We start from the raw sequence: 12,859 nt of genomic DNA, 5'->3' as shown, positions 1-12,859 counted from the left end.
CGGGTGGGCGTCGAGCGGCAGCGGCACGGCGGCCCGGGCGCCGTCGAGCCCGGCCAGCCGGTCGGCCGGCCAGGGGCGGGGCAGGGTCACCGCGGTCGGTCGGGGCACGGTCACGGTCTCGAGCGCCGCACCCGGCTCGGCGAGCGCCGCCGCCAGCCCGCCGTCGAGCAGCGCGGCGTCGTGGCCGACGGCGCGCAGCATCCACACCAGCCGGGCCGCCGTCGCGCCGCCCGCGTCGTCGTACGCGACCACCGGGTGGTCGTCGCCGATGCCCAGCGCCCCGAGCGCTGCGGCGAAGGACTCCGGGTCGGGCAGCGGGTGCCGCCCGGTGGCGGTGTCCGCAGGTGCGGCGAGCACGGTGTCGAGGTCGACGAACACGGCGCCGGGCAGGTGGCCCTCGTCGTACGCACGGCGGCCGGCGCCAGGGCCCTGCCCGAGGTACCAGCGCACGTCGGCCGTGACCACGTCACCGGCGTGCGCGCGCCACCACGCGGCGGTGACCACCGGGGGCAGGGGCACGCCTAGATGACGGTCGGCCGGCCGGAGTCGGCGGTCATCGGCTTGCCGGCCGCTGCCCAGGCCCGCATGCCGCCGGCGACGTTCACCGTCTCGAGGCCCTGGGCGTTCAGCCACGCCACGGCCCGGCCCGAGCGGTTGCCAGAGCGGCAGACCACGTAGAGCGGGTCGCCCTCGGGCAGCTCGGCCAGCCGGCCGGGCACCTCGCCGAGCGGCACGTGCGTGGCGCCCTCGACGTGGCCGGCCTCCCACTCGTCGTCCTCGCGCACGTCGAGCAGCACGGCGTCGGCGGGCAGGTCGTCGACCGAGGTCTCGGGCACGTCGCTCATGCGCAGAACCTACTTGAGCAGCCGCGACATGCGGCGGTCGGCCAGCGGCTTGCCGCCGGTCTGGCAGGTGGCGCAGTACTGCAGCGCGGAGTCGGCGAAGCTCACCTCGCGCACGACGTCGCCGCACACCGGGCAGGCCTGGCCGGTGCGACCGTGCACCCGCATGCCCGACCGCTTGGCGTCCTTCAGCTCGATCGCCGGCTTGCCGGCGGCGCCGGCGACGGCGTCGCGCAGCACCTGCTGCAGGGCGGCGTACAGCTCGTCGACCCGCGCCTCGTCGAGCGAGCCGGCGATGGCGAACGGCGACATCTTCGCCGCGTGCAGCGCCTCGTCGGAGTAGGCGTTGCCGACGCCCGACAGCACCGACTGGTCGCGCAGCAGCCCCTTGACCTGCATCCGCCGACCGGCCAGCAGCGCCCCGAACGCGGCGCGGTCGAACGACGGGTCGAGCGGGTCGGGGCCGAGCGAGGCGATCTGCGGCACCTGGGTCGCGTCGCGCACGACGTGGACGGCGAGCCGCTTCTTCGTGCCGGCCTCGGTGAGGTCGAACCCCGAGCCGTCGTCGAGGGCGACCCGCAGCGCGATCGGCCCCTTGCCCGGCTTCAGCGGCGTCTCGCGCAGCTCGTCGGACCAGCGCAGCCACCCGGCCTTCGACAGGTGGAACACCAGGTGCAGGCCGCTGACGTCGAGGTCGAGCCACTTGCCGTGCCGGTCGGCGCCGGTCACCTCGAGCCCGGCGAGCGACGTCGGCGGCGGGTCGAAGGTCTTCAGCACGTTGATCGAGGCGACGTCGACGCGCGCCACGACCCGGCCGACCGCGCGCTCCCGCAGGAAGGCGGCCAGCCCCTCGACCTCGGGCAGCTCCGGCACGCGCGCCAGTGTGGCACCGCCCACCGACACCGCGCCCGAGGACCAGGTGACTACCTGCCATCACCCGTTCGGCGGATCAGTGACTAGTCACCTGGCCCCGATGGTCTGTGGTCAGCCGCTCCGTACCTGCTCTCCGGAGGCCTCTCGTGCACCGTCCCACCACCGCCCGCCGGCTCGCCGGTCTCGTCGCCGCCGTCGCCGTCTCGGCCTCGACGCTGATCGGCCTCGGTGCGACGTCCGCCAGCGCGGCGCCCAGCGCCCGGGCGTACGAGTCGAAGTTCGTGTCGAGCATCAACGCGAGCCGGCACGCCCACGACCGCAAGGCGCTGACGACGAACGCGCACCTCACCGACGTCGCGCAGACCTGGGCCCGCCGGATGGCGAAGCGCGCGGAGCTGAAGCACAACCCGCAGCTGGTGCAGGACGTCGGCAGCTTCCGCGTCGTCGGCGAGAACGTCGGCGTGGGCGGCAGCGAAGCCGGGCTGCACTCGGCGTTCATGCACTCGCCCGGCCACCGCGCCAACATCCTCAGCAAGGACTACACGCAGGTCGGCATCGGCGTGGCGTTCGGCGGCGGCCGCACCTGGGTCGCCGAGGTCTTCCGCAAGCCCGCGCCGGCCGCGAAGAAGCCGTCCACGAGCACGAAGACGCTGCACCTGGGCAGCCGCGGCGCGTCCGTGAAGCGCCTGCAGCGCATCCTCCACGTGCACCCGACCGGCTACTTCGGCCCGGTGACCCGCTCGCGGCTGAAGGAGTGGCAGCACGCCCACCACCTCAAGGCGACCGGCAACCTGAACCGGATCACCCGCACCAAGATGCACTTCTGACGCCCACCGGATCGGGTCAGGGCGGCGAGTCCGCCCACGGCGTCCGGGTCAGCAGCACCGCGACCCACACCGCCATCGCCGCGAGCGCCAGCAGCGCCGCACCGGCCACCCGCCAGCGCCACCGCGGGCTGAGGGTGCGACCGAGCGGCCCGCGGACGGCGGCGCTGGCCAGCGCGGCCGCGATCGGCAGGTCGAGCAGCAGGAAGCGCCACATGCTGGTGATCGGCCGCACCACCGACAGCAGGTAGACCGGGTAGGCCACGCCGAAGAGCCGCAGCTCGCCGGCCAGCCAGGCCGTGTGCCGGCTCGACAGCTGGTGCAGGCCGGCCACGACGACACCGAGCAGCAGCAGCACCCCGACCACGCCGAGCCGGTCCCACGCCCAGCTGATCCAGGGCAGGAACGGCCCGTCGGTGGGCTTCTGCCCCCAGGCGGCCTGGGTCTGGAAGAACGCGGTCGGCACGCCGGTGCGCCAGCCGACGATCGCCGGCCACAGCAGCGCCGACACGCCGGTCGCGGCACCGAGCACCAGCAGCCCGGCCCGCTCCCCGAGCCGCAGCGGGTCGTCGTGCCGTGCGCGCCAGCGCACCACCGCGTGCCACAGCACCACGACGGCCAGGGGCGCGGCGATCGCCCGGGTCAGGCCGAGCAGCAGCACGAGCGGCACGGCCCACAGGTACCGGCGGCGCAGCAGCAGCAGGAGGGTGCCGGCGAGCAGGAGGGCGGCCACCGCCTCGCTGTAGGCGATCTGCAGCACCGGAGCCGTGGGCAGCACGCACCAGATGCCGGTGGCCAGCACGGCGAGGCGGTCGTGCTCGCGGTGCTCGGCGCCCGACAGCCGCCAGGCGAAGAGCTGTCGCAGCAGCAGCACCGCACCGGCGCCGGCCAGCAGGTTCACGACCGACGCGGCGACCGAGAACGGCAGGCCGGTCAGGCCGACCACCCGCACCAGCATCGGGAAGACCGGGAAGAACGCCCAGCTGTTGTAGTCGACGTCGCCCTGGGCCGCGTGCGGCAGGCTCGGCGGGTAGCCCTGGGTCGCGATCTGGCGGTACCAGTCGCCGTCCCAGATCGTCACCATGTCGAGGTAGTCGGGGTGCAGGTCCTGCACGCCGGCGGGGTTCTGGAACCAGACGGCCGCCAGCTGGATCAGCACGCCGGCGACCACCCGGCTCACCGCGTAGAGCAGCAGCACCTGCACCCAGGCGGGCCGGGCGAGGAACCGGTCCCACACGCGGTGGACGAGCTCGCCGGCGCGCCCGTGCGGGCGGGGTCGCCGGTCGGACGGCGCGGGCGGCGCGGGGTGCGGGGCCGTGCCGACGACGTCGACCACCTGCCCACCTCCCACCGACGCAGCGCCCGCCGCTGCCGCGTCGATCCTCGCACCCGCCGCCGACGGCGCGAGCCCTACTTCACCCCGCCGGCGGTGAGGCCGGCCACCAGCCGCCGCTCGATGAGGGCGAAGAGCACCACCACGGGCACGATGCCGACGACGCTGACGCCGAACACGTACTGCCAGGCGGAGTCGTACTGGCCGACGAACTTGGTGAGCGCCACCGAGAGCGGCTGGTTGGCGTCCGTCGTCAGGATGACGAGGCTCGCCGCGAACTCGTTCCAGCAGGCCACGAAGGTGAAGATGATCGCCGTCACCACGCCGGGCCACACCAGCGGCAGGGTGACCCGTCGCAGCGTCTGCAGCCGGCTGGCGCCGTCGAGGGTCGCCGCCTCCTCGATCTCCTTCGGCACGCCGGCGAAGAACGAGTGCATGATCCAGACGGCGAACGACAGGTTGAAGGCGGCGTTCACCAGGATCATCGCGGCCCAGGTGTCGTCGATGCCGATGACGACGAACTCGCGGAACAGCCCGGCCGCCAGCACCGTCGGCTGCAGCATCTGGGTGCTCAGCACGAGCACCAGGAACGCCAGCCGTCCAGGGAACCGGTGCCGGGCGGTGTAGTACGCCGCGGGCAGGGCGACGCCGAGCACGAGCAGCGTGGCGGTGATCGCGATGACGAGCGTCGAGACCAGGTTGTACGGCAGCGGCGTCTCGGGCGTCGACCACATCGACAGGTAGTTGCCCGGGTGCCAGCTGCGCGGCAGGTACGTCGGGGGGACGCCGAGGATCTCGGCGCGGCTCTTGAACGACCCGACGAGCATCACCAGGTAGGGCGCGAGGAACAGCAGCCCCACCACGGCGCCGACGACGGTGAGCGGCCAGCGGCGTCGCGCCCGGCCCCGCGGACGGCGGCGCGGCGAGGTCACCCGGTCGGCAGGCACCTGCGGCGCGGGGGCGGTCGTGGTGGTCACGTCAGTCCTCCCGCATCGGCCGGACGACCCGCAGGTAGACGCCGATGACCACCAGCACGAGCGCGAAGTTCACGACCGACAGGGCGCTGGCCGTGCCGATCTGCCGGTCGGCCTGGATGAACTTGAAGGTGAGCGTCGTGGTGGTGTCGGCGTCGTACCCGGGCAGGCTGCCGGTGATCGTGCGCAGGATGGGCAGCGAGTTGAACACGTTGATGATGTTGATGATCGAGCTGACGGCGATCGCCGGCCGCAGCAGCGGCAGCACCACCTGGCGGTAGGCCTGCCAGCGCGAGGCGCCGTCGACCTGCGCGGCCTCGAGCACCTCGTCGGGCACCGCCGCGAGCCCGGCCAGCACCGTGTAGGTGGTGAACGGCAGCGACACGAAGATCGCGATCCCCATGGCGACGAGGAACGCCGACACCGGCCGCTGCGTGAAGCCGTACGGCTCGCGCAGCACGTGCAGGTCGACCAGCAGCCGGTTCATCACGCCGTAGAACGGGTCGAGGCCGTAGACGAAGATCGTCGACGTCATCACCACGCTCGCCGCCCACGGCACGATGACGGCGAGCCGCACCAGCCGGCGTCCGGGGAACGCCTGGTGCAGCAGCTGCGCGAGCGCCAGCGAGATCAGCACCGTGACGGTGACGACGCCGACCACCCACACGACGGTGTTCAGCAGCACGTGCCCGATGGCCTCGAAGTCGAGCACCTGCCGGTAGTTGTCGAGCCCGGCCGAGCCGCGGTCGACGCCGAACTCCGACACCCTCCGGGTCGAGACCCAGACCATGTAGAGCGCGGGGAACACGACGATCGCGAGCACCAGCACCAGGGCCGGCAGCAACCACGGCAGCGCGGACGCCGTGGCGCGCCACGGTGCCGGTGAGCCCGCGCGACGGCCCTGGTGGAGGGGCCGTCGCGCGGGCGCCGGGGCGGTCGTCACGACGCGGCGTCCGCCTTCTTCTGCACGGCCTGCAGCACGGACGCCGGGCTCTTGCCCTGGGCGACCTGCCCGACGAGCGACTGGATCGCACCCTGCGTCGCCGACCACGCGGTGTTCGTGCTCGGGTAGAACTTCGCGCTGGGCAGCGTGTCGAGGAACGTCTTGAGGTCGGGGTTCGACGACAGCACCTCGGCGCCGCTCTTGGTGGTGGGCAGGAAGCCCTCCGCCTTCACCCACTCCGAGTAGACGTCCTTGCTGAAGAAGTAGTCGACGAACGCCTTGATCGCCGTCTGCTTCTTGCCGTCGTTCTTGAACGCCATGAGGTGGTCGGCGACCCCGAGGGTGACCGGCTCGCCGCTCTTGGTCGGGATCGGCGCGATGCCGTAGTCCAGGTCGGGGTTCTTCTCCTTGATCTGCCCGACGGTCGGCGGCAGGCCGACGGCCATCGCGATCTTGCCCTGGATGAACACGTTGAGCATCGGGGTGCGGTCGCTGGCGCCCGGGTTCGGCTGGGTCGCCTTCTCCTGCACCATCTTCTGCATGAACTGCACGGCCTCGAGGTTCTGCGGCGTGTCGACGGTGACCTTCGAGCCGTCGGTCCACGAGCCGCCGTTCCCGAACGTCCAGATCGACGTCTCGGCCTGCGCCTCCTCGTTGCCCAGCGGCATGCCGTAGCCGTAGACGCCGCCACCGAGCGCGTTCACCTTCTTGGCGTCGGCGAGCAGCTCGTCCCACGTCTTCGGCGGTGCGCCGACCCCGGCCTGCTGCAGCAATTTCTTGTTGTAGAACAACGCCCGGCTGGAGGCGATGAAGGGGAACGCCTGCATCGTGCCGTCGATCGACGCGTTCTGCTTGAACGAGTCCTGGAAGTCGCTGATCGTCTGCGGCGAGGCGACGTCCTCCGCCTTGTAGAGCAGGTCGTCGCCGGCGAAGCCCGCGAACGCGTCGATGTTCAGCACGTCGGGCGCCTTGCCGGACTGCACCTTGGTGCGCACGACGTCGTTGATGTTGTCCCAGGACTGCACCTCGAGCGCGACCTTCACGTTCGAGTTCTTGGCCTGGAACCCGTCGATCACCTTCTGCCAGTTGGCCTTCGTGGCGTCGCTGTACGACGGCACGAGCAGGTTCAGCGTGGTCGACCCCCCGGCGGAGGCGTCACCGCCGCTGCTGCTGTCGGAACCGCCGAAGCCGCAGGCGGCCAGCGACAGCGTCGCCAGGGCGGCGACCCCGGCGAGCGAGACGCGACGCGCGGTGCCGCGGTGGACGGGGTGAGGCACGGGCAGACCTCCAGCTCGAGACGACGACCTGACGTGCATCGGTGCACTGGTCGATCACTGTCCTTGCGGCGCGAGAGCGCGTCAAGGGGTTGCGGCCATGATTTGTTCACCCACCGGACGAATTCGGCCGCCGTGTTGCCCCGCCGCCCCGTGCGACGACACACTCGGCGGGTGCAGGCCGCCTCGGACGCCGGACTCGTGCTCGCGATCGACGTCGGCGGCACGGGGGTCAAGGCCGTGCTCGCGACCCTCGACGGCACGCCGTTGCTGGAGACCACGCGCGCCACCCCCACCGGCGACGGCCCCGGCGCGCTCGCCGCCGCGATCGACGCCGGCCACGAGCTGGTGGCGGCCTCGCGGTGGGGCCGGCCGGTGCGGCTCGGCCTCGCGGTGCCCGGCATCGTCGACGCCCCCAGCGGCGTGGCCCGCTACAGCGCCAACCTCGGCTGGCGCGACGCACCCGTCGCCCAGCCCGTGGCCGATGCGCTCGACCTGCCGGTGGCGCTGGTGCACGACGTCACCGCGGCAGGGCTCGCCGAGCACCGGCTGGGCGCCGGGCGCGGCGTCGACGACCTGCTCGTGGTGGCCATCGGCACCGGCATCGCGGCCGCCGTCGTGGTGGCCGGGCGCCCGGTGACCGGCGGCCGCGGGCAGGCCGGCGAGCTCGGGCACGTCGTCGTCCGGCCCGGCGGCCGCGCCTGCGGGTGCGGGCGCAGCGGCTGCCTCGAGGCCGAGGCGTCGGCGTCCGCGATCGCCGCGGCGTACGCCGAGCGCACCGGGCGGGTGGTCGACGGTGCGGCCGGCGTGGTCGCGCTGCTGCCGCACGACGCCGACGCGGTGGCGGTGTGGCAGCACGCCGTCGAGTGCCTTGCCGACGGGCTGCTCGACGCCGTCGCGCTGCTCGGCAGCAGCCGCGTCGTCGTCGGCGGCGGCCTGTCGAACGCCGGCGCGACGCTGCTCGACCCGCTGGCGCGGGCGATGCACGAGCGGGCCAGCATCCACGTCGTGCCCGAGCTGGTGGTGGCCGGTCTCGGTGCCCGAGGTGGCGTGGTGGGTGCGGCGCTGGTGGCGGCCGAGGCCGAGCACCTGCACCTGCCGCAGGTCGGCAGCCGGTGACCGCGCTGCGCGGCCCGGCCGTGCTCGACGGCGTGCTCGTGCCGGACGCCGTGGTCGCGTGGGACGGCGAGCTCCTGGTGCACGCCGGCCCGGCCGCCGGCGCCGACCCCGCGCTGCATCCCGACCCGGTGCCCGCCGGCGCCACCGTGCTGCCCGGCCTCGTCGACCTGCACTGCCACGGTGCCGTGGGCGGCGACTTCGCCGAGGGCGACGCGGGCCGCAGCGCCGCGGCCGCCGCCCACCACCTGGCGCACGGCACGACCTCGCTGCTGACCAGCCTGGTCAGCCAGGCGCGCGAGGCGACCACCGAGGCGGTGAGCGCGGCTGCCCACCTCGGGTCGCCGGTCGAGGGCGTCCACCTCGAGGGGCCATACCTCAGCCTCGCCCGCCGCGGCGCCCACGACCCCGCCCTGCTGCGCGACCCCGACGTCGCAGAGCTGCGCGAGTGGCTGGACGCCGGGGGCGGCCGGGTGGCGACCGCGACGCTGGCACCCGAGCGGCCGGGTGCCGAGCTGGCCGAGGAGCTGCTGCTCGACGCGGTCGCGCTGCCCGCGCTCGGGCACACCGACGCCGACGAGCCGACCGCCACCCGCCTGCTGCGGCAGGTCGCGGCGTCCGGCCGGCGGGCCCTGGTGACGCACCTGTTCAACGGCATGCGGCCCTGGCACCACCGCGACGCCGGCCCGGTCGCCGCAGCGCTGGCCGCCGCCGGCCGGGGCGAGGCGGTGGTCGAGCTGATCGCCGACGGCGTGCACCTCGACGACGCCAGCGTGCGCGCCGTGCTCGACCTCGTCGGACCCGGCGCGGTCGCTCTGGTCACCGACGCCATGGCGGCCACCGGCCACCACGACGGCACCTACCGGCTGGGGACGCTCGACGTCGAGGTGCAGGACGGCACCGCCCGGCTGGCAGACGGCGGCTCCATCGCCGGGGGCACCACCCGGCTGCTCGACGTCGTCCGCCGGCTGGTGCTCGACGTCGGCCTGCCGCTCGCCGACGTCGTCACCGCCGCGAGCGCCACCCCCGCGTCGGTGCTCGGCCGTCACGACCTCGGCGTGCTCGCCGCCGGACGCCGCGCCGACGTGCTCGTCGCCGGGCGGAGGCTCGAGCCGCTCGGCGTGCTGCGGGCGGGCACCTGGGTGGTGCCGCTCGACTGAACGGTGAGCCGCCGGCGGGTGGCCGGATCGACCGGCTGGTGGATCTCGACGAACCCGCCGTCCGGCAGCCGCACGAGGCGCCCGGTCTCGACCCCGTGGGCCAGCAGGTCGGCGTCCTGCTCGCGCAGCACCCGCGCCGCGCTGCGGGTCACGGCGAAGGCGGCAGGCGGAGCGACGAGCAGCAGCACCCGCAGGGTGCGCACGACGTCCTCGAGCGCCAGCCCGAAGTGCGTCGCCATCAGGTCGGCGCCGGCCGCGCTCCAGAGCACCAGGTAGCCGGTGAGGCCGGCCGCGCCGACGGCGGTGCGGGTCGGTGCGTCGCGCGGGCGATGCGGCCGCAGGTGCTCGGCGTGGTCGCCGGTGAGCCGCGACACCAGCAGCGGGGCAGCCGCGACCGCCGTCACGGCGAGGCCGACCAGCAGCAGCGGCAGCAGCACCGCGAGGGTCCAGGTGCGGCCGAGCCACTCGACCTCCCACCCCGGGCACAGCCGCAGCGCGCCGTCGAGGAAGGCGGTGTACCAGTCGGGCTGGCTGTCGGCGAAGGCGTCGCTCGTCGACGCCGGTCCGTAGCCCCAGACCGGGCTCACCGTGGCGGTGGCCGCCATCACCACGACGACGCCGGCGGTGACCAGCGCCAGCCCGGCGGCCCGCACCAGCGCGACCGGTCGCGGCCGGGCCACCCGCCACCACAGCGCCGCGGGCACCAGCAGCAGCGCCGAGACCGCCAGGTGCACGACGTGCAGCCGGGGCACGACGTCGCCTGGGAGCTCCCCGCCGAAGCCGAGCCACGCCAGCCGGGTGCCGACGAGCGGGATGCCCAGGACGACGCCCTCGACGATCCGCAGCCCGGTGCCCGACAGCGCGTCGTCGGGCAGCGCGTAGCCGCTCCAGCCGGCGGTCAGCGCCAGCAGCAGGCAGCCGAGCAGCAGCACCCAGCGCAGCCGCCGCGGACGCCGGAACGTGCCGGTGAAGTACTTGGTCAGCAGCTTGAGCGTCAGGGTCGCCGGCAGCAGCAGCGCGGCCCAGTGGTGCGCCTGCCGCACCAGCAGGCCGCCGCGAACCTCGAGCGACAGGTGCAGCACCGAGTTGAAGGCCCGCGACACCTCGACGTCGCGCAGCGGCAGGTAGCTGCCGCGGTACCGCACGGTGGCGCTCGACGGCTCGTACCAGACCATCAGCACCACCCCGGTCAGGAGCAGCACCGCGAAGCACCCGGCGCTCATCACCCCGAAGACCGCGGACCAGCCGGTCGACCCGGTCGACCCGCTGGGCGCGGCTGGCCGTCGGCTGGTCACCGCGCCGCGCCGCTCTCGACGAACGCGTCGCGGGGGTGCTGCACCGACGCGAGCGACACGATGTCGCGGCCGAACAGCAGCGCGGGCAGCCAGTTGGCCAGCACGCGCACCTTGCGCTCCCAGCTGGGCACGGCGAGCAGGTGGTAGCCGCGGTGCATCAGCCAGGCCAGCAGGCCGTGCACCACGAACGGCCCGGACTCGAAGACCCCGTGGCCGAGGCCGAGGGTGGCCACCACGCCCAGGTTGCGGTGCCGGTAGTCGCGCACGCGCCGTCCGCGCAGGGCCGCGGCGATGTTGCGGGCCAGGTGCTTCCCCTGCCGGACCGCGTGCTGCGCGTTCGCGACGGTGTAGGCGCCCGAACCCACCGCGAGGTCCGGCACCGCCGCGTCGTCACCGGCCCCCCAGGCGTCCGGGACGGCGTGCCCGGGCGTGCCGACCCGCAGGTCGGCGCGGACGACGAGCAGCCCCCGGTCGGTCACGGGCAGGTCGGTGTGGTTGCGCACCACCGGGTTGGCGGCGTTGCCGGCCGTCCAGACGACGAGCTCGGACTCGTAGCGGTCGCCGTCCGACAGCACGATGTGCCCCCCCTCGGCGTCGTCGACGGTGGTGTGCAGCAGCACGCGTCCCCCGCGGCGCTCCAGCGAGCGCACCACCCTGGCCCCCGGGCGGTCCGACACCTCCGGCAGGATGCGGCCGCTCGCCTCGACGAGCCGCAGGTCGAGCTCGTCGGGGCGGATCTCGGGGTAGTGCCGCAGCAGCGCGGCGCTCAGCGACAGCAGCTCACCGAAGAGCTCCACACCGGTGAAGCCGCCCCCGACGACGGTCACCGACAGCAGGCGCTGTCGGCGCGGGCCGGGTGGCAGCTGCGCGGCCTCGTCGAACGCCGTGAGCAGGCGGTCGCGGACGGCCACGGCCTCCTCGACGTGCTTCAGGCCGATCGCGGACTCGGCGATGCCGGGCACCGGCAGGGTGCGGGTGATCGCGCCGGCCGTGACGACCACCTGGTGGTAGCCGATGGACAGCTCGTCGCCGCCGGGCAGGCGGACGTGCGCCGTCCTGCCGGCGTGATCGAGACGGGTGACCTCGCCGGCGACGACGCTGCTGCGCCGCAGGTGCCGGCGCAGCGAGACCGCGGCGTACCGGGCCTCGAGCGACGCGCCCGCCACCTCGGGCAGGAACGGCTGGTACGTCATGTACGGCCGCGGGTCGACCACGACGACGTCCGCCTCGTGCGGTCGCAGCCGCCGCTCGAGGTGCCAGGCGGCGTAGAACCCCGCGTACCCGCCTCCGACGACCAGGATCCTCGGCACTGCGACCTCCGTCCCGACGCCGTCCAGCAGCGCCTCTTGAGTCGGACACAGGTTGTCCGAGTTGCTGCTACCGTACTCGGATCAGACGTATCCGAGTCAAGGAGGAACACCCGTGCATCTCGCCGTCATCGGATCGACCGGCCTCGTGGGGGCCCAGCTCGTCGAGCTCGCCCGCGCGGCCGGCCACACGGTCACCGGCCTCTCCCGCGAGCACGGCACCGACGTGCTCCGGCCCGACGGCCTGACGGAGGCGCTGGCCGGCGCCGAGGTCGTCGTCGACCTCGTGCAGAGCCCGAGCCTCGACGGACCGGACGCCACCCGGTTCTTCACGACCGCCGCCGAGAACGTCGGGCGCGCCGCCACGGCCGCAGGCGTGACGCGCACGGTGGTGCTGTCGATCATCGGCGTCGACCGGGTCGTCGCCGAGGCCGCCGGCACCGGCTTCGACGGCTACTACGGGGCGAAGCTCGCGCAGGAGCGCACCGTCCACGAGCACGCTCCGGGCGTCCAGGTGGTGCGCTCGGCGCAGTTCCACGACATGGCCCGGCAGGCCCTGGGCTGGGGGCGCGACGCCGCCGGCCCGGGCACCTCGCAGGTACCGGCGCTGCGCATCCAGCCGATCGCCGTGCCCGCGCTCGTGCAGCTGCTGCTCGAGGTCGCCGAGGGGCGCCACCCCGGCGACCTCGAGGTGGCCGGCCCCCGCGTCGAGCTCCTGCCGCGGCTGTCCGCGGCGTACGCGGCGACCCGCGGTGACGACGTGCGGGTGGTCGACGTCCCGGCCGGCGAGGCGGTCGACGGCGGCGTGCTGCTGCCCGGCGCGGACGCGCTGCTCGCCGGGCCGACCTTCGCCGAGTGGCTCGCCGGGCAGCCGACCGCCGCGACCGGGCGCTGAACTCGGACACGCCGCCACCCACT

Annotated in this window: 13 protein-coding genes; 4 read left to right on the top strand and 9 right to left on the bottom strand. The window is 74.4% G+C overall.

The window, feature by feature from the left end; genetic code table 11:
• The 3 genes from ACYVI6_RS02195 to ACYVI6_RS02185 form a co-directional block, all read right to left on the bottom strand.
• Positions 1–519 (bottom strand): sulfurtransferase (locus ACYVI6_RS02195; RefSeq protein ID WP_460444800.1); only part of this gene is annotated, 519 nt, incomplete at its 3' end.
• Between the two features lie 2 nt (positions 520–521).
• Positions 522–845, bottom strand: a complete 324-nt coding sequence (locus tag ACYVI6_RS02190; RefSeq protein WP_460444799.1) for a rhodanese-like domain-containing protein — start codon at positions 843–845, stop codon at positions 522–524.
• 9 nt (positions 846–854) lie between these two features.
• Complete coding sequence (locus tag ACYVI6_RS02185; protein ID WP_460444798.1) at positions 855–1,715, bottom strand: Fpg/Nei family DNA glycosylase; 861 nt, start codon at positions 1,713–1,715, stop codon at positions 855–857.
• A gap of 146 nt (positions 1,716–1,861) precedes the next feature.
• Here ACYVI6_RS02185 and ACYVI6_RS02180 point away from each other — a divergent pair, with 146 nt between their 5' ends.
• A complete protein-coding gene (locus ACYVI6_RS02180) occupies positions 1,862–2,542 on the top strand; it encodes a CAP domain-containing protein (protein ID WP_460444797.1) in 681 nt (226 codons plus the stop codon).
• Between the two features lie 16 nt (positions 2,543–2,558).
• On the opposite strand, the gene ACYVI6_RS02175 is transcribed toward ACYVI6_RS02180, so the two are convergent.
• From ACYVI6_RS02175 to ACYVI6_RS02160, 4 genes are all read right to left on the bottom strand, one after another.
• The gene (locus tag ACYVI6_RS02175; RefSeq protein ID WP_460444796.1) at positions 2,559–3,875 is read right to left on the bottom strand and encodes a hypothetical protein; all 1,317 of its coding nucleotides are present in this window, start codon (positions 3,873–3,875) and stop codon (positions 2,559–2,561) included.
• Positions 3,876–3,949: 74 nt separating this feature from the next.
• A complete protein-coding gene (locus ACYVI6_RS02170) occupies positions 3,950–4,849 on the bottom strand; it encodes a carbohydrate ABC transporter permease (RefSeq protein WP_460444795.1) in 900 nt (299 codons plus the stop codon).
• Between the two features lies 1 nt (position 4,850).
• Positions 4,851–5,690, bottom strand: a complete 840-nt coding sequence (locus tag ACYVI6_RS02165; protein WP_460444794.1) for a carbohydrate ABC transporter permease — start codon at positions 5,688–5,690, stop codon at positions 4,851–4,853.
• A 95-nt stretch (positions 5,691–5,785) separates the two neighbouring features.
• Positions 5,786–7,066, bottom strand: a complete 1,281-nt coding sequence (locus tag ACYVI6_RS02160; protein WP_460444793.1) for an extracellular solute-binding protein — start codon at positions 7,064–7,066, stop codon at positions 5,786–5,788.
• A 171-nt stretch (positions 7,067–7,237) separates the two neighbouring features.
• Here ACYVI6_RS02160 and ACYVI6_RS02155 point away from each other — a divergent pair, with 171 nt between their 5' ends.
• Both ACYVI6_RS02155 and ACYVI6_RS02150 read left to right on the top strand, forming a co-directional pair.
• Positions 7,238–8,182 (top strand): ROK family protein, encoded by a 945-nt coding sequence (locus ACYVI6_RS02155; protein ID WP_460444792.1) that lies wholly within the window; start codon positions 7,238–7,240, stop codon positions 8,180–8,182.
• Positions 8,179–9,339, top strand: a complete 1,161-nt coding sequence (locus tag ACYVI6_RS02150; protein WP_460444791.1) for an N-acetylglucosamine-6-phosphate deacetylase — start codon at positions 8,179–8,181, stop codon at positions 9,337–9,339. The genes ACYVI6_RS02155 and ACYVI6_RS02150 overlap by 4 nt, the downstream gene beginning before the upstream one ends.
• Here the strand turns inward: ACYVI6_RS02150 and ACYVI6_RS02145 are convergent.
• Positions 9,225–10,634 (bottom strand): cytochrome b, encoded by a 1,410-nt coding sequence (locus ACYVI6_RS02145; RefSeq protein WP_460444790.1) that lies wholly within the window; start codon positions 10,632–10,634, stop codon positions 9,225–9,227. The genes ACYVI6_RS02150 and ACYVI6_RS02145 overlap by 115 nt on opposite strands.
• Entirely contained in the window at positions 10,631–11,944 is a 1,314-nt protein-coding gene (locus ACYVI6_RS02140) for an NAD(P)/FAD-dependent oxidoreductase (RefSeq protein WP_460444789.1), read from the bottom strand. The genes ACYVI6_RS02145 and ACYVI6_RS02140 overlap by 4 nt, the downstream gene beginning before the upstream one ends.
• Positions 11,945–12,056: 112 nt before the next feature.
• Between ACYVI6_RS02140 and ACYVI6_RS02135 the strand changes: the two genes are divergently transcribed.
• Complete coding sequence (locus ACYVI6_RS02135) at positions 12,057–12,836, top strand: SDR family oxidoreductase (RefSeq protein ID WP_460444788.1); 780 nt, start codon at positions 12,057–12,059, stop codon at positions 12,834–12,836.
• Positions 12,837–12,859: the final 23 nt, after the last annotated feature.

Source organism: Angustibacter aerolatus (assembly GCF_054776675.1).
Note: the sequence above shows the minus strand (reverse complement) of the source record. Positions and strands in the feature narration are given on the sequence as shown.

Coding starts and splice junctions, on each gene's coding strand:
- ACYVI6_RS02190 (WP_460444799.1), bottom strand. CDS start 845: ATGAGCGACGTGCCCGAGACCTCGGTCGACGACCTGCCCGCCGACGCC.